Genomic DNA, 24,800 nt, shown 5'->3' on the forward strand with positions numbered 1-24,800 from the left:
CCTTTTTCGAGGAGAGTTTCATGACCATGCCCAAACTGCAGGCGCCAAGCCTTGTGTTTTACGTATCCGACATCAGGCGCACCGAAGCGTTCTATCGCGATGTGCTGGGGATCGATATTCAGCGCCGCGAAGGGGCCGAGCCGTTCTGGCTCGTCGCCCCGTTCGAGAGCGGCTTTGAAGCGATATTTTTCGAACAGGAAGGCAAGCGCGGCGATACGCCGGCGCTGGTTTTCGATCTCAGAGAGGGCGGTATCGACGATGTGGTTGCGGCCCTGGCCGAAAAGGGCGTGACCATCGTTACCCCTGTCTCGGAGGCGCCCGGCGGCTGGAGTGCCGACTTTCTGGACCCGGATGGCTTTGGCCTGGGACTGTGGCAGTCCGAAGACCTCCCACGGTCGCTGAAATAGTTCCGATATGGCGCGAAGGCGGGCCGTTTCGCCTTCGCGCATGCCAGCCCTGCGCCGTTTTTCCTTGTTTGCGGGGCCGTCGTGAGGTATGGGCAGCCACATTATTTACTTCGTCGCGTTTCCGAACCGCAAAAGTGGGTGCCACTTTGGCTGGAAACACTCCGGTAAATCCCGAAAATGGCTGGCCCCCTTATGAGCTTGCGCAATATTGCGATCATTGCCCACGTTGACCATGGCAAAACGACGTTGATCGACGTCCTGCTGCGGCAGTCCGGCACCTTCCGTGACAACCAGCGCGTCGATGAACGCGTCATGGATTCCAACGATCTGGAAAAAGAGCGTGGCATCACCATTCTGGCGAAGGTCACTTCGCTCAACTGGAAAGACCATCGCATCAACATCGTCGATACGCCGGGCCACGCCGATTTCGGGGGCGAGGTCGAGCGCATCCTGTCGATGGTCGATGGCGCGGTGATCCTGGTCGACGCTGCCGAAGGGCCGATGCCGCAGACCAAGTTCGTGCTCTCCAAGGCCCTCAAGATCGGCCTGCGCCCGATCGTTGCGATCAACAAGATCGACAAGCCCGAAGAACGGCACAACGAAGTGCTCGATGAGATCTTTGATCTCTTCGTGTCTCTCGATGCCACTCCCGAGCAGCTCGATTTCCCTGTTCTTTACGGTTCGGCCAAGCAGGGCTGGATGGCGGACGATCCGTCCGGACCCAAGGACACCATGGGCCCGCTGCTCGACAAGGTCATCGAACATTTCGAAGAGCCCAAGGTCGAAGAGGGCCCGTTCCGGATGCTGGTCACGACCATCGAACGCAATCCCTTCCTTGGCCGCATCCTGACCGGGCGGGTGTTTTCGGGTTCGGTCAAGCCCGGCGATTCCGTCCATGCGCTCTCGCGCGACGGCAAGACTGTCGAAAAGGGTCGTATCTCAAAGGTTCTCGGCTTTCGTGGTCTTGAGCGCGAGCCGATCGAAGAGGGCAAGGCCGGCGACATCGTCGCTCTGGCGGGTCTTGAAACAGCGACCGTTGCCAACACCATTGCCGTGCCGCAGGTCTCCGAGGCGCTTGAAGCCAAGCCCATCGATCCGCCGACCCTGTCGGTTACCTTCCGCATCAATGACGGCCCGCTGGCCGGCCGCGAAGGCGACAAGGTGCAGTCGCGCGTCATCCGCGAGCGTCTGCTGCGCGAAGCCGAAGGCAATGTGGCGATCCGGGTCACGCCGGGCGATGACAATGACAGTTTCGACGTTGCCGGCCGTGGCGAACTCCAGCTGGGCGTTCTGATCGAAACCATGCGCCGCGAAGGGTTCGAATTGTGCCTTGGCCGCCCCAAGGTGCTATTCCGTGAAGAGAACGGGCAAAAGCTCGAGCCGATCGAAGAAGTCATCATCGACGTCGACGACGAATATTCGTCCGTGGTCGTCCAGAAGCTCACCGAGCGCCGTGGCGATCTTGTCGAAATGCGGCCCTCGGGCGCCGGTCGTACCCGCGTCCGGCTTTACGTTCCCACCCGTGGATTGATCGGCTATCAGGGCGAATTGCTGTCCGATACCCGCGGCACGGCAATTTTCAACCGCGTATTCCACGAATATTCGGCGTTCAAGGGCCCGCTGCCCATGCGCCGCACCGGCGTTCTGATTTCCAACGCCACCGGCCAGGCCGTGGCCTATGCGCTGTTCAACCTCGAAGATCGTGGCCCGATGCTGATCGATCCGGGCGTGGACGTTTACGAGGGCATGATCGTTGGCGAGCACAATCGCGAGAACGATCTCGAAGTGAACGTGCTTAAAGGCAAGCAGCTCACCAATATCCGCACCACGTCAAAAGACGAGGCGATCCGGTTGACCCCGCCCAAAAAGCTCAGTCTCGAACAGGCGCTCAGCTATATTGCCGATGATGAATATGTCGAGGTCACGCCCAACTCGGTGCGGCTGCGCAAGATTTATCTCGACCCCCATGATCGCAAGCGCGCTTCGCGTGCCGCGGCAGCAGAAGCTGCGGCCAGCTGAGCGCTGCAAGCGCTCCAAGTTGATTTGGCATTGACGCGGAGCGGGCCTATATTAAGGGCCCGCTCTGCCCATGTTTTCAAGAGGTGCCGTCATGAGCGATACTTCGACCAAGCAACGCACACAGACCAAGCTCAAGACCGCGCGGCCCAAGCTGCACAAGGTCATCCTCATCAATGATGATTACACGCCGCGCGATTTTGTGGTGAAGGTCCTTGAATCGGTTTTCCGGCTCGGCGAGCCGCAAGCGGAATCGATCATGATGACCGCGCACCAGAAGGGCGCGGCGGTCATTGCGGTTTACACCAAGGAAATCGCCGAGACCAAGGCAGATGAAGCTATCGAGCTCTCCCAGCAGTTCGGCTTCCCGCTGATGGTCACGACCGAGCCCGAGGAATAGGGCCCGGTCGCAGGGTCATCAATACCACTCGCCGCGCACCACTTCAGTACCGCCGCCGGCTTCATCCATCAGCAATTGCTCGAACAGATCGATGTCGCTGTCCCTGTAGTGATAGGGATAGACATAGGTTGGCAGGAAGGCCGCCACGCCTGACGCTGCCTGTTCCTCGCTCATTGTGAACGGCAGGTTCATGGGCACGAAGGCAACCGAAATGTTTTCGAGGGCGCGCATTTCGGGAATGTCTTCGGTGTCCCCGGCAATATAGACGCGCTTTCCGCCGATGGTGAGGATATAGCCATTGTCGCGGCCCTGTGGGTGATATTGCAGCCGGTCCTCGGTGGTGTTGTAAGCCGGGATCGCCTCGATGGAGATATCGCCGAAACTGTCGCTGTCGCCATTGGCCATTTCGCGGGCGTTGGATGCCAGTGCTTCAGGCAACATGGCAAAGACCGCCGGATTGGCAATGATTTCGGTCCCTTCGACCACAAGCGCCTCAAGCGTGGGCAGGTCGAAGTGGTCGCCGTGCTCATGGGTAATGAGGATCAGGTCAGGAGGCGGCAGGTCGGAATAGAGTTCGGCTCCGCCAACCGGATCGACATAGATCACACCTGAGGGGGTCTCGATGACCAGCGAGGCGTGCGAGATCGGGTGGATGAAAAAATCACCCGCGTCGGACGGATAGAGATCGCCTTCGGGCTGCTGGCCGAAAGCCGTGCGGGGCAGGATGGTGGTAACACCAAGCGCGGCGAGGGTGGATAATCCAAGGCCAAGTGTTTGTCGGCGGTTGATGGGCATGGTCGCGTCCTCCAGGCTGCAATGTTGCTCAACCACTATAAACGTTGGAGCCCGGGAAATGATCGCCAGCTGACATTCACAATGGCGCGAGCCTCGCATGCGAAGAAAACTGATCTCGATTTCGCCGGTATTTGCCTGTTAATCTGACCTTAACATGTGAGACGCGGGCCGTGGCCCAGGGGATTTTCAATGCCGAGCCAGAACAACGCCGCCCGCATCGGGCAGACGATCAAGGGTCTTGAAACCACAACGCGCTTTGCCCTGGCGGTCCTCGCGCTGGCCAGCGGGGTCTATACCTATCTGGGGGTGAGGGGCCTTCTGGATGGCGACGCCAATTTCGTGTTTTTCGCAGCGATCATCTATTCGGCGGCCGTATCGGTCGGCATTTATGTGTTCTGGAGCTATATGATGCGGTTCCTGCCGCTCATGCGCACCATGAGCCAACGGCTCGCGATGACGGTGGTCATGGCGCTGGGCTCTGTGATGATCGTCGCCATGAGTTCCTGGCTCAATGCCGCAGCCCTTGCCGGCTCGGCGGCGCTCGAACAGCACATGGCGGTGACGCTGGAAGATTATACCGGCGATCTTGATGCTGCCCATGCCAATGCACTGGGCGCGCAATCGCTTCTGCCCGACGTGCAACGCGCGTCCGAACGATTTGCCACGCTGGCCGATGAGGAACGCAGCGGCGGTGCGCTGACCGGCTCGGCGGGCTCGGGATCGGTCGTGCAGCTTTTGAGCCAGATGAGTTCGCAGATGAATTCGCTGGGCACTTCGATTTCGAATTCGCAAGCGCGGGTCAACGAATTGTTCCAGACCGGCTCGGAACGGCTCAGCGCGATGCGGGAATTGGTGTCAGCGCCGGGCGCCGTGCAGCCGCGTGCCGATGAGTTCGCCGCCGAGATTGTCGCTCTGACCGGGGTCATCGCCGCCTTGCAGGAAACATCGGTCGCGCCGTCTGTGGCGCGTGCTGCCGAAGATCTTTCGCTGGGGTTCATCGCTCCCGTCGCCGATGGACTAAGCGCCGGGCTCGTGGTGCGTCAGGACGCGGCCATGGCCAATATCCGCGAGGCGGTGTCGGCCCAGTCGACGGCGCTCAGCGAGGCGGCGCAGGCAATCATCAACCAGCCGCGCGTCGAACCGCGCCGGTTCGTTCCACTTTCGAGCGCCGAGGCCGTGCTGCGCTATGCTTCCGATTTCCTGCCCTCATGGGCGGGCGCTATATCCATCGACCTTTTGCCGGTCGTTCTGGTTCTGCTGCTGGTGGTGGCCCACGAGGCCATGCGGCGCGACGCCGAGGCGCTTGATGACGCGGAAACGCTGACCGCCGCCGACATGATGCGGGCCGTGGCGCTGCACAACCAGATGATGGCGAGCGCGGTATCGACCGAACGGGTTGAGCCGAAAGACCAACCCGAGGACGAGCCGCTCGTCGAGCCTGAACCAGCGGAGCGCGCCGAGGCAGATGAAGCGTCCAGCACCGAAACCGAGAACGATACCGTCACGACAATTCCCGCCTTTCAGCGCAAGCGAGGCGACGGGCCAGTCCGGTCATGAGCAGCCTTGAAACACCGACGCCGCGAAAAAGCGCGGCCAGAGCGGTCGTTGAAAGGATCGCGGCAGTCGAGGATGGCGCGATCCTCAAGACCGTGTTCTTTGCCATGCTGGCTGGTGCGGCATGGGTCCTGGCGAACGATTATTTCGAGCTCAATGCCAGCCGGCCCGGTGATCTGGCGGTAACGCCCGGAGACCCGATGCTCCCGGCCGTCGATCGACCCGAAATCGATCCGGACAATCCGGCCTATCGGCCGCTCGAACACATCACGACGCCGCCCGAGCAGCTTGCCGAACCGCTCTCGATCGAGTTGGTCGGCGGCGGTGTGCTCATGCTTTCGGGAACCATCGTTCCGGGTGCCGCCACAAGCTTTGCCGGTGAGATCGAGAGACGGGGCGACTATGTTGAGACCGTAGCGCTCAATTCGCCGGGCGGATCGGTGGAGGACGCGCTGGTCATCGGAAGGCTGATCCGGGAGAACGGTTTTGATACGGCGGTTGGCGATGGTGCCTTGTGCGGCTCGTCGTGTCCGCTGGTGCTGGCCGGCGGCGTCGAGCGCATCATATCGGACAATGCGGCGGTCGGAGTGCATCAGATTTATGCCGGGGCTGGAGGCGACGATGTCGGCTCGGCCCAGGCCATGTCCGATGCGCAATCGGTGACGGCGCGTATCGCGCGCTATCTTGGGGAAATGGGCATCGACCCGCTGGTGTGGATCAACGCCATGGAAACGCCCCCCGACCGGCTCTATTTCCTGACGATGGACGAAATGGAGCAAACCCGGCTGGCCGCTACGTCGGGTCCGAGTTGATCTTATCCATGTCGGATTGTGGAGACGCCGAAGCTGGAGCTGGCGGCCAGGCGAACACAATTGCCGCCGGCTTTCTCGGCCTCATCGAGCGCCCATAATCCGCGGGCCAGCATATCGGCATAGACCTCTCCTTTTTCGCGCTCGGTAATCCCGATGCTGAGCGTAATCGGCCGGTCAGGCTCGCTCAGGCTTTCGATGGCCGCCACGCGCAGGCTTTCCGCCGCCTGCCGGGCCGCCATGAGATTGGTCCGTGGCGAAAGCACAGCGAAATCACGGTCGGCCATTCGCCCCACCAACGCATCGCGGGGCACATAGTCGCCAATCAGCGCGGCGAGGGCCTTGATGGGTGGAATGGCTGTCCGCTGGGGTGCCGGCAGGTTCAATGCGATCAGGGTCAGGGTCAGATCGGTTCTCTCGGACGTCTCGGTCTGGGCCAGAGCCAGGGCACGCCTCTCCGCGTGGGTGGTAAAGCCAACGCGATTGAGCAGGCCCGTTTCGGCATCCCGTTCGGCCTTTTGGATCAGGCGCCCGGCGGTGTCGCTGAGCATAAGCGCCAATCCGCCTGTTGCCACGATCAGCAGCAGGACGGCGCCCGATGCTGTTGAAAGCCCCGCATAGACAGTGCCGGAAAAGCCCGCGGCGGAGGCGCCAACGCCACCGACCCAGAGCGCGAGGAACGGCTTGGCCAGAAAATGGGCCGCCAGGGCCAGGAAGAGCCAGATGAACAGCCAGTCGAATGCCGTCTTTGATGTTGCGCGCCAGATGACCGACAGCGAGAGCAGGCTCAAAAGCGCATAGGGAAGCTGGTAGAGAAGCTGGCGCACGAAATCCTCGCGCGGCAGGTCGAGAATGAGCCAGTAGAGCAGGGCTGATGCCGTTACGATGGCCCATCCGCCGCCCAGGTGAAGATCCACCCGGTAGCGGATGGCGAGGCCGTAGGCGACGAGAACGAACATTGCGACCATGGCGAGCGCGATCACCATGCGGGTCGGGCCAGGATAAAAACCCGTTGTCAGCACGATCTCGCCGAGAAAGCTGACGGCGGCAGCGGCGAATGCCCAGGAGAACCAGAGAGCCCCGCGATTTTTGGGGTCAAAGCGCGCCAGGGCAAAAAATGCCCCCGCTTCGATCGTGCAAAGGGCGACGATCACCCAGAATACAAGCAGCGCGCCGGTCATAGTTTCTTCGTCCAGACATTCGTTGGCGCCCCTTTTTCATGGGCGTCCAGCAGGTCATTGTGCCACGCCACCAAAGACCCGGCCAAATGGGGTAACCTGTTCGGCATGGCTCTGCCAAGCCCATGTTTCTCGCAACGGTTCGTGCGGCGTCCTCGTTGTCGGTTCAAAAGGAGCGATTGGAGGAACGGAAAATGGCAAAGGTGCTCAGTGAACTTCAGGATATCAAGGAATGGACGGAGGCCCGCGGCGGAAATCCGATCATGGCCGATATGCCGGACGTCGGCGGCAGGGAGCAGCATCTTTTGGGCCTGACATTCGATCAGCACATGCTCAATGCCGATGCAAACGAGGGGCCCGACAGGCCGGGTGCCCATTTCGATCTCGTGGATTGGGACGCCTGGTACCTGGCCCTCAAGGCTCAGGACCTCGTCCTTGTGGTCGATGACGATCTCGAAGGCGACACCTACGCCGATTATCGCTTCATGAGCCGGGGAGAGGCCGAGAGCCGGTAAAGGTCACCGCAAGCCGTCGTCTTTTTTCTGCCGGCTCCCGAACCGTAAAAGTGCGCTCACTATTACTGGGAGCCGTCGATGGCATACATGTCGTCGTCGGACAGGCCGAAATGGTGGCCGATCTCGTGAACGAGAACGTGCGTCACGATTTCCCCCAGCGTATCGGTGTGCTCGGCCCAATAGTCGAGAATCGGCCGGCGATAGAGCCAGACCCTGTTGGGCATCTGGCCGGTATGGGGGACGATGCCGTCCTCGGTCATCCCGATCCCTTCGAACAACCCCAACAGATCGAAGGGGCTTTCGAGGTCCATATCCTTGCAGATCTCTTCAGTCGGAAATTCGGCGACCCGGCATTCGACGCCGCGTGACATCGATCTGAAAGGTTCGGGCAGCGCTTCGAGCGCCTTTATTGCCAGTGCCTCGATATCATCGAGCGAGGGAGCCGCCAGTGGCCCCCACAGGTTTGCGTCGCCCTGAGACGGTTCAGCCATCAGGCCGTTGGCCACTCACGAATATCGACGAAATGACCCTTGATGGCCGCGGCGGCGGCCATGATGGGCGAGACCAGATGCGTGCGGCCCTTGAAGCCCTGCCGGCCCTCGAAATTGCGGTTCGAGGTCGAGGCGCAGCGCTCGCCCGGTGCCAGCTTGTCGGCGTTCATGGCCAGGCACATCGAGCAGCCCGGTTCGCGCCAGTCGAACCCGGCTTCGATGAAGATCTTGTCGAGCCCTTCGGCCTCTGCCTGCGCCTTTACCAGGCCCGAGCCGGGAACAACCATGGCATTGACGCGCGGATGAACCTTGTGGCCGGCAACGATCGCCGCCGCGGCCCGCAAATCCTCGATGCGCCCATTGGTGCACGAGCCCAAAAATACCCGGTCGAGTTCGATATCGGTGATTTTCGTGCCGGCCGTGAGCCCCATATAATCGAGCGCGCGCTTTTTGGAGGCGCGGCGGTTGGCGTCGGCGATGTCATCGGGGTTGGGAATGGCGCCGGTCACCGAGATGACGTCTTCGGGGGAAGAGCCCCACGAAACGATCGGGGGCAGATTGGCCGCGTCGAGCACCACTTCCTTGTCAAACGTGGCGCCCTCGTCGGTATAGAGCGATTTCCAGTAGTCGAGAGCCATGTCAAAGGCCTTGCCCTTTGGCGCACGGGGGCGATCCTTGACATAGGCAAAGGTCTTTTCGTCGGGCGCGATCAGCCCGGCGCGGGCGCCGCCCTCAATCGTCATGTTGCAGACCGTCATGCGGCCTTCCATGGACAATTCGCGGATGGCCTGGCCGGCAAATTCGATGACATGGCCATTGCCGCCGGCGGTGCCGATTTCGCCGATGATGGCCAGGATGATGTCCTTGGCGGTCACCCCGTCCGGCAGCGAGCCGTTGACGGTGACACGCATGTTCTTGGCCTTGGACTGAATCAGGGTCTGGGTGGCCAGAACATGCTCGACTTCGGAGGTGCCGATGCCGTGCGCCAGCGCGCCGAACGCCCCGTGGGTCGAGGTGTGGCTGTCACCGCAGACAATGGTCATGCCGGGAAGCGTGAAACCCTGCTCGGGGCCCACGATGTGGACGATGCCCTGGCGCATATCCAGTTCGTTGTAATATTCGACGCCGAAATCGACCGCGTTCTTGGCCAGCGTATCGACCTGGATTTTCGATTCCGGGTCGTCGATTCCGTGCGTTCTGTCGGAGGTGGGAACGTTGTGATCGACCACGGCCAGCGTGCGCTCGGGCGCGCGCACCTTGCGGCCGGCCAGGCGTAGACCCTCGAACGCCTGCGGGCTCGTGACTTCGTGGACGAGGTGGCGGTCGATATAGAGAATGGCGGTGCCGTCCTCATTATATGCGACAACGTGGTCGTCCCAGATCTTGTCATAGAGGGTCTTTGCGCTCATCGGGCGATCAATCCATATCTCGTGAGGTATCCGTACCAGCGGGTACGGTTGGCTGTTTTACGCCCGCAACCCCGGTTGGGTCAAGAGTTGCGGGCCAAGGATTGATGCACAGGCGATGGGGCCGGGTTCAGCCCTTGTTGGCCAGTTCCATTGACTCAAGGATCATCTTGCGTGCGTCTTCGACACCGCCGATCCGGTCGATCTTGGCCCATTTGCCCGGCTCGAGATCCTTGTAGTGCATGAAGAAGTGCTTGACGCGCTCGATCTGGATCTCGGGCAGGTCGGTCACATCGTGGATGCCGTCATACATGCGGGTGAGCTTGGAAACCGGTACGGCGAGGATTTTTTCGTCCTGTCCGCCATCGTCTTCCATGAACAATACGCCGACCGGGCGCGAACGCACGATTGCGCCGGGAACCAGCGGGCGGGAATTGAGAACGATCACGTCGAGGGGGTCGCCATCGCCGCACAAGGTGTGGGGAACAAAGCCGTAATTGCCCGGATAGCGCATCGGGGTATAGAGAAACCGGTCGACGAACAGCGCACCCGATGCCTTGTCGATCTCGTATTTGATCGGCTCGCCGCCCAGGGGCACTTCGATGATGACGTTGAGGTCTTCGGGCGGGTTCTTGCCTACGGGGATCGCGTCGATATTCATTTTGCCGTTCAATCCTGAACTTGTGGGGGAGGAGGAGTCCGGCAGCTTTTTGCCTATCGGGCAAGCCAAATGCAAGGTGTTTCGGGATCGTGGCGTGGCGAACATGACGGGCTCGCCATAAGAGAGCCCGTCATGGGAGTGTCATCTGAGAAGGCCTAGCTCCGGGCCAGGTCGCTCAACAGCCCTGCGGCGACCGAGAGGCGTGATATCGTCAGGTCGCCGGCGATCAGATCGGCCACTGTTTCGCCCATACGGGCAATCGTGGCTCCATGCGGCGCCTTCCAGGCCGCGATCCGATCCTCGACCGGTCCATCGCCGGACGACAGGATGTCGGCTGCCAGATCGCGCAGGCCCCGGGTCAGATTGGCCAGTGCCCTGTCGATCGCCATGCGATCGAACCTGTCAGCGGCATCGATGGCCGCGCCCTGTTCGGTCAGCCGGCCCAGCCTGAACATTTCGATCACCGCAAACATCGCCTTTGCCGCATCGAGCACGTCGGCCTTGCATTTATGGGCGACGAGCACCGCGTCGGGCGCGAGCGAAAGCACGGAAAGCGCAGCGATGGATCGGGCAAGATCGGGCGGCGTGCCGCCGGCTTCAAAGCCCTGTTCCTGGGCGGCGATCGCCTCGGCGAGAAAGGGGGAAACCAGATCGGAAAGCGAGGCTCTTATCGTCGATATGCCGGCACGATAGCGCTCGATCATATCGGAAAGCCCGCCGGAAAAGTCCTCATTGCGCAGGAACCAGAGCGCCATGCCAACCTGCAGGCCTTGAACCTCGGCATAAAGCGCGAGCTGGGTATCTCCGGAAATGGTTGTATCGAGCGCATCGATTGCCGCGTTGAGACCGGCCAGATCGAAACTGTCGCGGGCCGCTGCATAGGCAAAGGCCACGGCACCCGGCTCGGCGGCGGTGATCGATGTCAGGCGTGTTACGAAAGCCGGTCCACCGCGATTGATCATGGCGTTGGAGAGCACCGTGGCGATCACCTCGCGGCGCAGCCGGTGGTTCTCGATGGTCTGGGGGTAGCGTGATTTGAGCGTTTCGGGGAAATAACGGAACAGCTCGCGCGCCAGGTAGGGATCGTCGGGGACCGGGGATGCAAGCAGATCGCCGTAGAGCGTCAGTTTGGCGTAGGCGAGCAGCACGGCCAGTTCGGGCCGGGTCAGGGCCGCCCCGCTGGCGGCGCGTTCGGCCAGCGTCGCATCGTCGGGCAGATATTCGACGGTCCGGTTGAGTTCGCCTGCCGTCTCGAGTTCGTCAATGAAATCGACAAGATCGGGAAAGTCGGCCATGCCGCGCCGCTGGGCGAGCGACAGGGCGAGAGTCTGGAGATAATTGTTGCGCAGGCAAAGCTCGGCGACCTCATCGGTCATTTCGGTGAGGAAAGCGTTGCGGTCCTCTATGGCCAGAGAGCCCGAGCGCACCATGTCGGACAGCGCGATCTTGATGTTGACCTCAAGGTCGGACGAATTGACGCCGGCCGAATTGTCGATGGCGTCGGTGTTGATGCGCCCGCCGTTCAGTGCATATTCGATGCGCCCGAGTTGGGTGAGACCCAGATTGGCGCCTTCACCGATCACTTTGGCGCGCACCGCCTGTGCAGGTACGCGAATGGCGTCATTGGCCTTGTCGCCAACCGAGGCGTCGGTTTCCTCCGTGGCGCGGATGTAGGTGCCGATGCCGCCAAACCAGAGCAGATCAACATCGGCCCTCAAGATCGCCGACATGATTTCACTTGGCGAGGCACTGACCCCGGTGAGGCCGAGAAGCGTCTGCATCTGGGGTGAAAGCGGGATGGATTTGGTCTGGCGCGAAAACACCCCGCCACCTTCGGAAATGAGCGCGGTATCGTAATCCTGCCAGCTCGAGCGCGACAGCGCGAACAGTCGCTCGCGCTCTGTGAAGCTTTTTTCGATATCGGGATCGGGATCGATGAAGATGTCGCGGTGATCGAAGGCGGCAACCAGCCGGATTTTCGGCGACAGCAGCATGCCGTTGCCGAAAACGTCGCCGCTCATGTCGCCGACGCCGGCAACCGTGAACGCCTGCGTCTGGATGTCGATGTCGATTTCGCGGAAATGGCGTTTGACGGCCTCCCAGCCGCCGCGGGCCGTAATGCCCATCTTCTTGTGGTCGTATCCGGCCGATCCGCCCGAAGCAAAGGCGTCGCCCAGCCAGAAATCGCGGGATTGGGATATGGCGTTTGCCGTGTCGGAAAAGCTCGCGGTACCCTTGTCGGCAGCGACGACGAGATAAGGATCGTCCCCGTCGCGCCTGAAAATCTCCTCGGGCGGCAGGACCGTGTCTCCGATCAGGTTGTCGGTCACATCGAGCAGGCTGGAAACGAAAATCTTGTAGCAGGCGGTGCCTTCGGCCAGGAAGGTGTCGCGGTCGGGATTGGCCGGCATGAGCCGGGGGACGAACCCACCCTTGGCGCCGACCGGCACGATCACCGCGTTCTTGACCATCTGGGCCTTGACCAGCCCGAGGATTTCGGTGCGGAAATCCTCGGCGCGGTCCGACCAGCGCAAGCCGCCACGGGCAATTGGCCCGCCGCGCATGTGGATGCCCTCGACGCGCGGGGAATAAACGAAAATCTCGCGCCACGGCCTTGGCTGGGGGATGCCTTCGAGCCGGGTCGCGTCGAATTTTATGGCGAGCGCCGGGCGCGGCTTGCCCTCGATCCGCTGATAGAGGTTTGTGCGCACGCTCGCTTCGATCAGATTGAGCAGTCGCCGGATGATCCGATCCTCGTCGATCGAGGCGATGGTTTCGAGTCCGGCCGAGATTTCGGCGCGCAGGGCCTGGGCCGCCGCTTCCCGGTCGGCGTCGAGATGGGGATCATGCAGGGTGTGGAACAATTCGACCAACGCGCCGGCGGTGGCCGGGTGCGCTGAAAGCGCCGTCCAGATATAGGTTTGCGACCAGGCGATGCCGACCTGTTTGAGATAGCGCCCCAGGGCGCGCAAGATGGCGACATCGGTGTGGCCGAGGCCGGCGCTCAGGGTCAGCCGGTTATAGCCGTCATTTTCCACGAGCCCGCTGGAGACCGCGAGAATACCATCCTCGATGCGCCGCGCGCTCTCGCCCAGGTCGATTTCCGTGCCATTGGTGGTCTTGATCGCCATGGCATGCAGAAAGCGCGGCTGCGGTCCGAGCGGGTGGATGGTGTAGGTGCGCTCATCGATCACCGAAAAACCGAAATTTTCCAGCATCGGCACGCGGGCCGACAGCGGAATGGGATCGGCTCTGTGATAGACGTTGAGCGTCAGACTGGAGGGTCCGTCGGTTCCCCGGCTCAACCGCACGGCAAGCGGATTGTCCGGTCCCAGCGCCTTGAACACGGCAATATCGTCAAGGGCATCGGCGTGCGAGTGGGCGACCTGGTAGTCGGCGGAAAAGGCGCTGGCATAATCGGCGATTTCGCCGGGCCGGGGCGCCGCCGAAAGCAGGCGGTCCGCAAAGGTACGGGTCAACTCGGAAATTTCGCTTTCCAGCGCCTCGCGGTCGGGGCGCGGCGTGGGGCCGCCATTGCGTCCGATAATAAAATGCACGCGCGCCAGATCGCCCTCGGGAAAGTCGGGGGCAAAGGCAGAAACGCGCCCGTCATAGCGGCTGGCCAGATGATCGCCGATCCGGGCTCGGACATTGGAATCGAAGCGGTCGCGCGGCAGGTAAACGAGAACCGAAACGAAATTGTCGAACCTGTCGATGCGGGGCAGAACCCGCACGCGCGGCCGGTCGGGCAGGGTGGCGATCACATTGGCGAATTCGAAAAGCTCGTCCTCGGAGATCTGGAACAGCTCGTCACGCGGATAATTGTCGAGCGTGTTCATCAGCGCCTTGCCCGCATGCGAGCGCGGATCGAACCCGGACCGGGCCATCACCCCGGCGATCTTGCGCCGGACCAGAGGGACCTCGCTCACAGGCGTGGCGAGCGAAGCGGAGGTAAACAGGCCCAGAATGCGCAACTCACCGGTGATCGTGCCGTCCGCATCGAAGGTCTTGATGCCCACATAGTCCATATGCACGCGCCTGTGGACAAGCGAACGGCGATTGGCCTTGGTGACCATCAGCGGCTCGTCGGTGTCCAGAAACGCCAGATGCTGTTCATTCATATGGACGTATCGCGTACCCTGACGCAGATAGCGATAATCGGGGTCACGCAGAATACCCAGCCCCGATCCCTCGAGCGGAACCAGTGTCTGCTCCCCGTCTTCACCTGTCAGCTGGTATTGGCGCATGCCAAGGAAGGTAAAATTGTGGTCGGCCAGCCAGGCGAGAAAATAGATCGCCTCGGTCAGCGCCTGCTCGCGCATGGCCGGCGGGTGCGAGCGATAGGCAACGACGGCGGTGCGCAGACGCTCGAGCATGTCGCGCCAGTCGACGACCGCGGCGCGCACCTGCGCCATGGTCTGGGTCAGTTCCTCGGAAATGACAGAGAGCGAGTGGAGATCGGAGGGCGTATCGATATGGATCTGGAGCACGCTTTCCTTGCGGGCACCTTCTGCCTCCTCGATCACCTGCCAGGGGGATGTTGTATCATCGACCGCAACCGTTGGATGGGTCATGAACCGGATCGAGCCGCCGGCGGCCCGGACCGCCGCCAGCGCCGAATCGACGATAAACGGTGTATCGGCCGAATAGATGTCGATAATGGTTATCCCCGACACGATCGCCGCGTCGGGCGTCCAGATGCGGATATCGGCCTTGCCGGGGGTGCGTTTGCCGATATGGGAGAAGGTCGTGGCCAGAAGCGCTTCGAGCGTTTGCGCCGGATAGAGCAGCAGATCCTGCTCGTCGGCCGAGCGCAGCGCGTTGGTGACGAACCGCGCCAGAGCGGGCTTTTCGGATCTCAGGGCGATCAGGCGGTCGCGCCAGGGGCGCAGGGTTTCCGTGGTATCGATCATCTCCCGGCGTCCCTCAACGTTTTCCGGTATGGTGGAGAGCTTATGCCCTTGCTGGCGGAAAGCCAATATCAGCTTTAGGATTCAAGGACATAAGACGATGGTATCTGTCAGCCTCGCTGCCCTTTTCGCATGTGATCCGTCCGTCTAACGCAAAGAGCCGGGCAGGGTTGCCCGGCTCTTTGTGATTTGTGTCCCGCTTTTTCTAATGAAGCACGGCCAAAAGCAGCAGCGCCATTATATTGGTTATCTTGATCATCGGATTGACGGCGGGGCCGGCGGTATCCTTGTAGGGATCGCCCACGGTGTCGCCGGTCACCGAAGCCTTGTGGGCCTCGGAACCCTTGTAATGGGTCTGGCCGGTCGAATCGGTGAACCCGTCTTCGAAGCTCTTTTTGGCGTTGTCCCAGGCACCGCCACCCGCCGTCATGGAGATGGCGACAAACAGGCCCGTTACGATCACGCCTAAAAGCATGGCGCCCAGCGCGGCAAAGGCAGCGGCCTTGCCGGCGATTACAAGGATCACCCCGAACACCACGAGCGGTGAAAGCACAGGGAGCAACGAGGGGACGATCATTTCCTTGATCGCGGCCTTGGTCAGCATGTCGACGGCCCGGCCATAATCGGGCTTTTCGGTGCCCGCCATGATGCCGGGCTTTTCGGCAAATTGCCGGCGCACTTCGACCACCACCGACTGCGCGGCGCGGCCCACGGCGGTCATGGACATGCCGCTGAACAGGAACGGCAACAGGCCGCCGAACAACAGGCCGACGACGACATAGGGATCGGCCAGCGAGAAGCTGATCTCACCGACGCCGAAATAGAAGTCGCCCTCGACTGCCTCGCCGATGAAATAGGCCAGATCCTGGGTATAGGCGGCAAACAGCACCAGCGCGCCAAGGCCGGCCGAACCAATGGCATAGCCCTTGGTCACGGCCTTTGTGGTGTTGCCCACCGCGTCGAGCGCGTCGGTGTTCTTGCGCACTTCATCGGGCAGCCCGGCCATCTCGGCAATGCCGCCGGCATTATCGGTCACCGGCCCGAAGGCGTCCAGTGCCACGATCATGCCGGCCAGGGCCAGCATGGTGACCACCGCCACTCCGATGCCGAACAGCCCGGCCAGGGAATAGGTGACGATGATGCCCGCGATGATGACCAGAGCGGGCAGGGCCGTGGATTCGAGCGAAACCGCGAGGCCCTGAATCACATTGGTGCCATGCCCGGTGATCGAGGCTTCGGCGATCGAATTGACCGGGCGCCGGCCGGTGCCGGTGTAATATTCGGTGATCCAGATGATCAGCCCGGTGATGACCAGCCCGGCCACGCCGCAGCCATAGAGTGCCCAAGGGGTGAATGTGATATCCCCGACCGCGATGGACCGGCCCATGTCGCCAAAGATCAGCCACATCACCGGAACCAGTGCGATGAGCGAAAGAACGCCAGTAGCGATGACGCCCTTGTAGAGCGCGCCCATGATGTTGCCCGAGGCGCCGAGCTTGACGAAATAGGTCCCGGCAATCGAGGTCAGAACGCACACCCCGCCAATGGCGAGAGGCAGCACCATGCCGATCAGTCTCAGATCGAGCGGCAGGATGATCGCGGCCAGCACCATGGTGGCAACGATGGTCACCACATAGGTTTCGAACAAGTCGGCGGCCATGCCGGCGCAGTCGCCGACATTGTCACCCACATTGTCGGCGATGGTGGCGGGGTTGCGCGGATCGTCCTCGGGGATGCCCGCTTCGACCTTGCCCACCATGTCGCCGCCCACGTCGGCGCCCTTGGTAAAGATGCCGCCTCCAAGCCGGGCGAAAATGGAAATCAGCGAGGCACCGAAGCCCAGAGCGACAAGCGCGTCGATGACGGTCCGGTCGGTCGCCTCGAACCCCATGGCCAAAAGAGCGAGGAAATAGACTGTGACGCCCAACAGGCCCAGTCCGGCAACGAGCAGTCCGGTCACCGCACCCGATTTGAACGCCAGGTCCAGCCCGCCGGCCAGAGAGGTCGTTGCCGCCTGGGCGACCCGCACATTGGCACGGACGGAAACGTGCATGCCGATGAACCCGGCAGCGCCCGAGAGGACCGCGCCGATCAGAAATCCGATTGCCGCATAGATGCCGAGCAGGAGCCAGGCAACGACAAGAATGACGACGCCGACAATGGCGATGGTTGTGTACTGGCGCTTGAGATAGGCGGTGGCGCCTTCGCGGACCGCGGCGGAAATCTCCTGCATGCGGGCGCTGCCGGCATCGGCGGCCAGAAGCGAACGCGTGGTCACGATGCCGTAGACGACCGACAGGACGCCACAGGCAATAATCAGCCATAAGGCCAAAGTCATAGTGGTATTCCCCTCACTTTGCGTCCGGATCGACGCTTCGGGAGGATCGGCACGAGGTCCGCGCTCCCGATACGGTCCGGTCTACTTCCCTTCTTCCCCGCCACCAAAAGTTCCTCTCCCCCGGCGACAGCAAAGACCCGCATTTTATTGCGGCCGGGACCGAGGATGGCCCAAGTTTATCCCAGTGGCAATCCTCTAATCTTGCGCTCTATTTTGGTCAGTATTGCTGGCTTATTTACAGTTACGGGCTTGAAACCCAACGGAGTTCGCCAGGCATCAGTGTTGACCTATTGGTCCGCAAGGCTCTCCAGCATTGCGCAAAGAGTGGCCGGGTCTCCCCGGGCCAGAATCACTTTGGTCCGGCTGGTCTGGCCGCTGGAAAGCGTGAGGGCGGATTTGGGCAGGGAGAGGGCTTTGGCCAGAAGGGCGATGACCGCCTTGTTGGCCGCGCCCTTGTCGGGCGGCGCGCAGACGCGAACGGCCAGCGCACAGCTTCCGTCAGCGCGGGTCCGTGCGCCTTCGAGCCTGTCGGCGCTGGCATTGGGTGTGACGCGCAGCGTGATCCGCGCGCCATCGGGAACGAGGGTGAAAAAGGAAGGGCGGCTCACAGCCCCTGCATGGCGACCTGTCGCATGAGCGGGTAGAGGATCACCAGCCGGATGAAATAGATCGCCAGGAACAGAACGATCGGGGAGATGTCCAGGCCGCCGAAATTGGGCAGCAGGCGCCGGATGGGCGCGAGCAGCGGGTTGGTCAATTGCCAGAGCATATTGGCGATCGTCGCGACCAGCTGGTTGGACATGTTGAGGATGTTGAAGGCCAGAAGCCAGCTCACGATCACCTGGGCGATCATGATGAAGATGACGAGGCTCAAGACCACGTCGACAAATTGTAAAAGCCCAAACAGCATTGGCGGTCCCTTTATGCAATCGGTTCTATATAGAACGCGAAACGCCTTATGGAAATGGGTGTGGCGATCTGATGGCCGCACCTGTCCCCGGCAAAGAAAAAAGGCCCGCCTCAATTACGCGAGGGTCGGGCCTTTGCAAGAGTTCGCCCGGTACGCAACACACAAAGATCCGGACAGGGGCACACAATGCACAGACCGTGCCAGAATGCCGGTTACCCAATATGGGGCGTATGGTGCGCGATTTGATTCAATATGTAGAAATCTGCCGCATCGAGACGGTAAAGGTTTTGCATTCTGCAACGCACGAGATTTGCAAATTGCAAAAATTCACGCCGTCTCGTCGCTGTCGGTATTGAGGTCGGGCGGGGTGGTTGGCCGCTTTGCCTGATTGCGCAGGATGGTGCGCTGGCGCGATGAAACGCCGATCAATTCGGCCACGCGCCAGACCATGTTGTCCTCGAGCTCGTGATTGGTGTCATCGGCAAACACCACCTGCCACATCATGCGGATGATCTCGATCTTTTCGGGTTCTTCGAGCTGGGAGAGTTTTGAGGTGAACTGGTAGAAATCGACAGCGTCGCGGTCGCGACGGCGGGCCTCGGCCATGATGCGTTTCACCTCGGATTCATCGAGGCCATAATGGTCCTTGAGCGCATTGGCGATGGCCTTGGCCTCGATTGGGCTTGCCGAGCCGTCGACCGAAGCGAGATGGACCAGAAGCGCTGCCACCGCAAGGCGCGGATCGGTCGGCTGCGTGGCGCCCTTTTCGGGTTGGCGGAACAGCTTTGCCAGAGAATCGAACATCAAGCGGCACCCCTTCGCGGGCATAAATTCATGAACGGCAAATCCAGGCATCAGACCGATTCCACCGGTTCTGCGCATGATCTAGGGTAAGGACCGTCCATGCCCGGCTCAAGCGATCTTGCGCAGTCGTGAGCAAGGATTTTTTCCATTGTCGTTTGCCTGCCACAGGCAATCTGGAGGTCGTTGTTTTCCGCCGATCGTCGCGATAGGGTCGCCGCGTAAATCAAAGGCTGGCATGGGGGAGGAGCCGGGCACGATGATTGCGGCGTGGGCATTGATTGTGGGCGGGCTGGTGCGTATTGCCGGCGAAGTGCTGGAAATTCTGGCCGGCAGCCATACCGCGCCAAGCAGCGCCCTTGCCGGAGGGGCACTGATCCTGGTCATGATCGGCTTTGTCGGGCTCTGGCCCGAGGCGCGCGAGAGCCGCCTGGCGCGGCTGGCAATCATCATGATCGGGCTGGGCACACTGGGTTTTGCCGGCATTGCCGCATGGTCGGTCAGCCAGGGTACGCTGCCTGTGGGCGTGGTATCGCTCCTGCCGGCCTTTATCGGGGTTGCGGCCGTCACGCTTTTGGGCGCACTGGCCCTTGCCGGTTGGCTGGTGACGTCGGCGCCTTATCCGGCATGGATCGGGATCGTGATGAGCATTTCGATCGCAATGTCGCTGGTGAGCAGTTTTGTCGCGTTCCCAGCGCTCGTCCAACCGCTTATCGATCTGGTTATGGCGTTTACCTTCATTCAGCTCGGGCTTTGCATGCGCGAGCGGCGCGGAATCGGAAATCGTTAATGATCCTTGCTGTCATCCTGCTTTTGGGCTGTGCGCTTTGGGCGCTCGGCGAAGCCATAATGCTCACGGGCGATCAGATCACCGTTCTGGGCGGCTCGATAGCGACGGTCGGGATGACCTTGGCGGGGGCCAGCGTCTGGACGCTCAAGGATTTGCCGGGCATGGCGAGACCGGGCCGAGTGGGGATTGTCCTTTCCGCCTTCGGCGCTTTTTCCTTTGCCATGGTGATGATCATCGTTCTCACCTCGGGGGTGCTGGGAGCGATGGCGGATGGCGTCGTGCGCCATGCCGACATCGTTTTCACCCCCTTTTACCTTCTAGCTCTGGTGTTCGTCGTTGCGGGCATGACGGCGTTCGCCGTTCACTTCAAAAACGCCCCCGGAGCGCCCGCCGTCGCCGCGCTGGTTCCCGCCGGCCTTGCCGGCGGACATCTGATCCGTCTGTTTGCCGCCGATGTGCCGGCCTATCACGAGACGCTTTCAGTGGCGCTTGCGCTCTATCTGGGCTGGCTGGGGGTGCGCCGGATAGCCCTGGCCCGCACCGTACCGCAACCCGGTCGCTGACGCCTGTCTGCCGTCAGGTCAGATCGTGCAGGCCTAGAGCCCGTCGATGGCCGTGGCCAGATCGATATCCTTTTGTGTCACGCGGCCCTTGTCATGGGTCTTGAGCGTGATCTCGACCCGGTTGTAGCTGTTGGACCAGTCGGGGTGATGACCGGCCTTTTCCGCCAGTAGCGCCACCTGGGTCATGAACGCAAAGGCATTGGAAAAGTCTTTGAATTTGAAGCTCTTTTCCAACGCGCCGGTGTCGTTGATCCGCCAGCCGTCAAGTCCGGCCATTGCGGCGTTCGCGTCGAATCCGGTCCGGGCGCTGTCATCTGTCATTTCGCGTTTTCCCTTCCTCGTGGCATTATCGGGGGCATTGTGCCGGTGCGATGGCCTTAACCCTGGGTAAGGACGGAGTGGTCGAACCGGGCTATATTGATTGTAAAGAGGTTCTTTACCACACGGCAACTTCGTGCCTGAAACCGATTGGGCCGCACGACATTGTCAACCTGATGCAAACCCCCAAAAGGGCAGGGTGGTTCCAGCCCAACCTCGCTGAAGCCGGTCAAAAGCAAATGCCGAAGGGCCACAGACATCTGCCCACGCTCGACTATGTCTCGATTGTGGCTTCGCTCTACAAGGACCGACGCGCCATGCTGGTGGGCATGGCGGCGACGATTGTCGGCGTGCTCATGGCCGCGATCAAGACCGACGCGCCTGTGCTTTACGCGGTGGCTTTAGCCTTCGTCCTCTCCACCGCCAAGCGCTATTACAATATGCTTGCGTTCGAAGAGAACCCGCCGGCACCCGATGATCGGGCCGCCGCCCGGTTCTGGGAGCGCCGGCAGACGATCCAGGGCACGATATCGGCCTCCATCTATGGCATCTGGTGCTTTGTTTCCTTTGTTGTGGTGGGCGACCCCTTTGCCGAACTTGTCGCCGTTTCGGTGACCATCGCTGCCATGATCGGCATTGTGACGCGCAATTTCGGCGTGGATCGGATCGTGACGTTGCAGTCGGTGGCCATTTCCATCCCGCTGGCCCTGGGGCTGGTGCTGGTCGGCGATGGCTATCACATGGCGCTTGCGGCGCTTCTGGTCCCCCTGATGGTCAGCTTCAGGTTCCTGGCGGCCGATGTGCGCGGCATGCTTTTGTCGCAGGTTCATGAACGCACGGTCGCCTCGAGGCTGGCGCTTCAACTCGATACGGCGCTCGAAACTATGCAGCACGGGCTGTGCATGCTCGACGAAAACGGAGTGATCGCGCTAGCCAATGACCGTGCGCAGCAAACCTTTGCCGGCATTGCCGGAGGCGCGTGGGTGGGTCGTTCGTTCTCCGACCTGCTCGAAGAAGCGATTGGCAAAAGGGCGTTGCCCGAGACGACGGCGGACCGGCTCAACCGCATGATCATCCAGCAGACGGGCGGCAAGATCGTCATGAAGCTTTCGGGCGATTTTCACTGCGAAGTCACCGTCTCCTCGCGCGAGGACCGTACGGTGCTGCTTTTTGAAAACGTGACCGCCCGTATCCGGGCTCAGGAGCGCATCAACTTCATGGCGCGCTATGACGGGCTGACCGGCCTGCCCAACCGCGCCTATTTTACCGAACAGGTCGAAGCCGATCTGGCCTCCCGCAGGCGGCTGGGACGGCGCGAGCCGGCGCTGCTGGCCATCATCGACCTTGATGATTTCAAGCATGTCAACGATACGCTGGGCCATCTTGCCGGCGACAAGGTGCTCACCGAAACGGCGGCACGCATACAGACGATCATGCACCGCAATTCGCGGCTGGCCCGGCTGGGCGGGGACGAGTTCGTCATCTATCGGGCCCAGGACACTGGCCCTGCGTCGATACAAGCCGAGGCCGAGGCGATCCTTTCGGTGCTGCAGCGGCCCTTCGAGGTCGGCGGGGAGCAGATCGACCTGAGCGCTTCGATCGGCTTTGTCTCGAGTTCGGACTCCCCGATTGCCCTCGACGATCTGATAACCCGGGCCGATCTTGCCCTTTATCGCGCAAAAGAGCACGGCAAGGGTCACTATCAGGCCTTTGTAGAGGAAATGGACAGCGCGTTCCGCTATCGCCAGCGTCTCAAATCCGACCTTGCGATTGCGATCGCGGAGGGGCAACTCCAGCTCGTTTATCAGCCGCTGGTCGAGCTCGGGACACGGCAGGTGGCCGGATGCGAGGCCCTGGCCCGCTGGACCCATCCTGAACTGGGGACGATCCCGCCCGATGTGTTCATCGGTCTTGCCGAGGAGACCGGCCTGATTTCATCGATCACCAAATGGGTGCTCAAGACCGCCACCGCTGAATGCGTCCACTGGCCCGATGCCATTTCCGTCGCCGTCAATGTCTCGGCGCGCGATCTGCGCGGCGAAGATCTGGCGCTGCACGTGGCCGAAGCGCTCGAGGCCAGCGGGCTGGCGCCCGACAGGCTGGAAATCGAGGTCACCGAGACCGCGTTGATCGAAGACCGGGAAGGGGCTGCCGCAAAGCTCGAGGTGCTGGCGGCGAAAGGCATCGGTATCGCGCTCGATGATTTCGGCACGGGCTATTCCTCGCTCTCCTATCTGCACGGCATGGCGTTCTCCAAGCTCAAGATCGATCGCTCGTTTGTTGCCGGCATCGCCACCAGCGAGCGCTCGCTCAAGCTGATGGCCAATGTGGCGCGGCTGGGCCACGATCTCGATCTGGTGCTGGTTGCCGAAGGCGTGGAAACCGAGGAACAGCTCGAAATCATCGCAGATCATACCAATATCGACCAGGTTCAGGGCTTCCTGTTCGGCACGCCTCTGCCGGCCCTTGAAACGCGCGCGTTGATCGCCCGCATGAACCAGACGCGCAGCCGCCCCAAAGCGGTCAAGGGGCGGCGGCCCGCCCTTGTGAGCAAATAGCTGCAAAACCGACCCGGTTTTGACGGCCAGGGCTTTTCTTTATCGTAAAAATTTTACTAACATTGCCCCATTTCGGGTGGTGCCAATGGATGATGCGCAAATCGTAACGCGGTCCAGAACGTCGCGTTTTGCCACGACCCTGATGGATATGCTCGAGCGGGTGGAATATCGCCGCGTCAGGCTCGACGAGCAGTTCGATCCGGTTTACCGCCTGCGCTATGAGGCGTATCGCCGGGAAGACGGCATCGGGGTAAACGCCCAGAAGATCGCCCGCGACCATCTCGATTTCACGGCCAACGCCATGTGCCATGGAGTCTATATCGATGGCGTGCTGGTCTCTTCGATCCGCCTGCATTTCGCAACCGCCCGGCACCGGGAATCGCCTTGCATGCGGATGTATCCCGAGCTGCTCAACACCATGCTCGACGCCGGGAAAACCTATATCGATCCCTCGCGCTTTGCCGCCGACCGCGAGGCAACGCTGGCCATTCCGGCCCTGCCGTTTCTCACCCTGAGGATCGCGGCCATGGCATGCGAATATTATGACGCTGACTATTGCCTTTCGGGGGTACGCGACGAGCATGCGGGGTTTTATAAGCGCGTGTTCGGCTCGCGGGAAATCGCCGGATACAGCCAGTATCCGGGCATGACTTTCCCGGTCAGGCTCTATGCCGCCGAAGTCTCTGACATCCGAAACCGCGTTGCCGATCGCTTCCCGTTTTTCATGTCGACGCCCGAGGAGCGCGAAAAAATGTTCGGGCCCGACAGCGATGCCAATTATCTGGGACTGATCCAGCCCACCGCTCGCCGGGCGGCTCTGGCCGAGGAGCGGTTCGTTCCGGCTGAATAGGCCGTACCCGCGAGCCCGTTACAGCGGGTCCTGGCGCCGGGCCAGCGTTTCGATATCGCCCAGCTTGAGATAGTGGAGTTCTCGCACCAGCCGAAGGGTCGGCTTGGCCGCGAAAAGGAGCGAGCCGACCAGAAAGAACCATGTGGCGGCGGTCTGGGTCGACGCAGAGAAAAACAGCACGCTGCCGATGACGAAACACAGGGCGGCGCCGAAATCGATGGTGGTGTACCAGATTTCATAGAGCGCATAGAGACGACGATGCGTCTCGGACCGGTTGCGGGCGTTGGGATCAAACAGAGCCATAATCGGTCTCCCATGCGTTTGACGTGTCAAGGCGCAGCCAGCGGAGCGCCGGATATGTTTTCAGGGCACGGAAAAACTGGTGCCGCTTGCGTGACTCGAACACGCGACCTCCGCATTACGAATGCGATGCTCTACCAACTGAGCTAAAGCGGCTTGGCCCAAAGGGGCGAATTGGCGTCTTTTACTTTCGGCGCGCGAAACGCGCAAGGGTTGATGCGTGGGCCAAA

22 protein-coding genes and 1 tRNA gene are annotated in these 24,800 nt (G+C 61.5%); 10 read left to right on the forward strand and 13 right to left on the reverse strand.

Annotation, left to right across the window (positions count from 1 at the left end; genetic code table 11):
• Positions 1-20 precede the first annotated feature (20 nt).
• The 3 genes from OF122_RS00910 to OF122_RS00920 all read left to right on the forward strand — a co-directional run bounded on the left by OF122_RS00910 (position 21) and on the right by OF122_RS00920 (position 2,823).
• A complete protein-coding gene (locus OF122_RS00910) occupies positions 21-407 on the forward strand; it encodes a VOC family protein (RefSeq protein WP_264226017.1) in 387 nt (128 codons plus the stop codon).
• A gap of 192 nt (positions 408-599) precedes the next feature.
• A complete protein-coding gene (gene typA, locus OF122_RS00915) occupies positions 600-2,426 on the forward strand; it encodes a translational GTPase TypA (RefSeq protein ID WP_264227723.1) in 1,827 nt (608 codons plus the stop codon).
• Positions 2,427-2,517: 91 nt separating this feature from the next.
• Positions 2,518-2,823 (forward strand): ATP-dependent Clp protease adaptor ClpS, encoded by a 306-nt coding sequence (locus OF122_RS00920; RefSeq protein ID WP_264226018.1) that lies wholly within the window; start codon positions 2,518-2,520, stop codon positions 2,821-2,823.
• Between the two features lie 18 nt (positions 2,824-2,841).
• On the opposite strand, the gene OF122_RS00925 is transcribed toward OF122_RS00920, so the two are convergent.
• Complete coding sequence (locus OF122_RS00925; protein ID WP_264226019.1) at positions 2,842-3,618, reverse strand: MBL fold metallo-hydrolase; 777 nt, start codon at positions 3,616-3,618, stop codon at positions 2,842-2,844.
• 189 nt (positions 3,619-3,807) lie between these two features.
• Here OF122_RS00925 and OF122_RS00930 point away from each other — a divergent pair, with 189 nt between their 5' ends.
• Together OF122_RS00930 and OF122_RS00935 are read left to right on the forward strand one after the other, a co-directional pair.
• Positions 3,808-5,175, forward strand: coding sequence for a hypothetical protein (locus tag OF122_RS00930; RefSeq protein ID WP_264226020.1), 1,368 nt, complete (start codon positions 3,808-3,810; stop codon positions 5,173-5,175).
• A complete protein-coding gene (locus OF122_RS00935; protein WP_264226021.1) occupies positions 5,172-5,984 on the forward strand; it encodes a COG3904 family protein in 813 nt (270 codons plus the stop codon). The genes OF122_RS00930 and OF122_RS00935 overlap by 4 nt, the downstream gene beginning before the upstream one ends.
• Positions 5,985-5,986: 2 nt before the next feature.
• Here OF122_RS00935 and OF122_RS00940 read toward each other — a convergent pair whose 3' ends face one another.
• Positions 5,987-7,162 (reverse strand): GGDEF domain-containing protein, encoded by a 1,176-nt coding sequence (locus tag OF122_RS00940; protein ID WP_264226022.1) that lies wholly within the window; start codon positions 7,160-7,162, stop codon positions 5,987-5,989.
• Between the two features lie 191 nt (positions 7,163-7,353).
• On the opposite strand from OF122_RS00940, the gene OF122_RS00945 reads away from it, so the two are divergent.
• Complete coding sequence (locus OF122_RS00945; RefSeq protein ID WP_264226023.1) at positions 7,354-7,674, forward strand: hypothetical protein; 321 nt, start codon at positions 7,354-7,356, stop codon at positions 7,672-7,674.
• A 62-nt stretch (positions 7,675-7,736) separates the two neighbouring features.
• Here the strand turns inward: OF122_RS00945 and OF122_RS00950 are convergent, their stop codons facing one another.
• From OF122_RS00950 to OF122_RS00985, 8 genes are all read right to left on the reverse strand, one after another.
• Positions 7,737-8,165, reverse strand: a complete 429-nt coding sequence (locus OF122_RS00950) for a metallopeptidase family protein (RefSeq protein ID WP_264226024.1) — start codon at positions 8,163-8,165, stop codon at positions 7,737-7,739.
• Positions 8,165-9,574: a 3-isopropylmalate dehydratase large subunit gene (gene leuC, locus OF122_RS00955; RefSeq protein ID WP_264226025.1), complete on the reverse strand. Its 1,410-nt coding sequence runs from the start codon at positions 9,572-9,574 to the stop codon at positions 8,165-8,167. The genes OF122_RS00950 and leuC overlap by 1 nt, the downstream gene beginning before the upstream one ends.
• Positions 9,575-9,701: 127 nt before the next feature.
• Positions 9,702-10,232, reverse strand: a complete 531-nt coding sequence (ppa, locus tag OF122_RS00960) for an inorganic diphosphatase (protein WP_264226026.1) — start codon at positions 10,230-10,232, stop codon at positions 9,702-9,704.
• Between the two features lie 155 nt (positions 10,233-10,387).
• Positions 10,388-15,145: an NAD-glutamate dehydrogenase gene (locus OF122_RS00965; RefSeq protein ID WP_264226027.1), complete on the reverse strand. Its 4,758-nt coding sequence runs from the start codon at positions 15,143-15,145 to the stop codon at positions 10,388-10,390.
• A 202-nt stretch (positions 15,146-15,347) separates the two neighbouring features.
• Complete coding sequence (locus tag OF122_RS00970; protein WP_264226028.1) at positions 15,348-17,480, reverse strand: sodium-translocating pyrophosphatase; 2,133 nt, start codon at positions 17,478-17,480, stop codon at positions 15,348-15,350.
• Positions 17,481-17,767: 287 nt separating this feature from the next.
• On the reverse strand, positions 17,768-18,088 hold the full coding sequence (locus tag OF122_RS00975) for a DUF167 domain-containing protein (protein WP_264226029.1): 321 nt from the start codon (positions 18,086-18,088) through the stop codon (positions 17,768-17,770).
• A complete protein-coding gene (locus tag OF122_RS00980) occupies positions 18,085-18,390 on the reverse strand; it encodes a YggT family protein (protein ID WP_264226030.1) in 306 nt (101 codons plus the stop codon). Before OF122_RS00980 ends, OF122_RS00975 begins: the two co-directional genes overlap by 4 nt.
• Positions 18,391-18,717: 327 nt before the next feature.
• Entirely contained in the window at positions 18,718-19,194 is a 477-nt protein-coding gene (locus OF122_RS00985) for a tellurite resistance TerB family protein (protein WP_264226031.1), read from the reverse strand.
• A 256-nt stretch (positions 19,195-19,450) separates the two neighbouring features.
• Between OF122_RS00985 and OF122_RS00990 the strand changes: the two genes are divergently transcribed.
• Entirely contained in the window at positions 19,451-19,981 is a 531-nt protein-coding gene (locus tag OF122_RS00990) for a hypothetical protein (RefSeq protein WP_264226032.1), read from the forward strand.
• Positions 19,981-20,544, forward strand: coding sequence for a hypothetical protein (locus OF122_RS00995; protein WP_264226033.1), 564 nt, complete (start codon positions 19,981-19,983; stop codon positions 20,542-20,544). The genes OF122_RS00990 and OF122_RS00995 overlap by 1 nt, the downstream gene beginning before the upstream one ends.
• A gap of 33 nt (positions 20,545-20,577) precedes the next feature.
• Here OF122_RS00995 and OF122_RS01000 read toward each other — a convergent pair whose 3' ends face one another.
• Positions 20,578-20,865 (reverse strand): 4a-hydroxytetrahydrobiopterin dehydratase, encoded by a 288-nt coding sequence (locus OF122_RS01000; RefSeq protein WP_264226034.1) that lies wholly within the window; start codon positions 20,863-20,865, stop codon positions 20,578-20,580.
• A 173-nt stretch (positions 20,866-21,038) separates the two neighbouring features.
• On the opposite strand from OF122_RS01000, the gene OF122_RS01005 reads away from it, so the two are divergent.
• Both OF122_RS01005 and OF122_RS01010 read left to right on the forward strand, forming a co-directional pair.
• A complete protein-coding gene (locus OF122_RS01005) occupies positions 21,039-23,420 on the forward strand; it encodes a putative bifunctional diguanylate cyclase/phosphodiesterase (protein ID WP_264226035.1) in 2,382 nt (793 codons plus the stop codon).
• Positions 23,421-23,505: 85 nt separating this feature from the next.
• Positions 23,506-24,270 (forward strand): N-acyl amino acid synthase FeeM domain-containing protein, encoded by a 765-nt coding sequence (locus OF122_RS01010; RefSeq protein ID WP_264226036.1) that lies wholly within the window; start codon positions 23,506-23,508, stop codon positions 24,268-24,270.
• Between the two features lie 18 nt (positions 24,271-24,288).
• Here OF122_RS01010 and OF122_RS01015 read toward each other — a convergent pair whose 3' ends face one another.
• On the reverse strand, positions 24,289-24,573 hold the full coding sequence (locus OF122_RS01015) for a YrhK family protein (protein WP_264226037.1): 285 nt from the start codon (positions 24,571-24,573) through the stop codon (positions 24,289-24,291).
• A gap of 77 nt (positions 24,574-24,650) precedes the next feature.
• Positions 24,651-24,726: transfer RNA gene (locus tag OF122_RS01020), tRNA-Thr, on the reverse strand.
• Between the last annotated feature and the right edge of the window lie 74 nt (positions 24,727-24,800).

The sequence above is a fragment of the Pelagibacterium flavum genome (genome assembly GCF_025854335.1).
Classification (GTDB): domain Bacteria; phylum Pseudomonadota; class Alphaproteobacteria; order Rhizobiales; family Devosiaceae; genus Pelagibacterium; species Pelagibacterium flavum.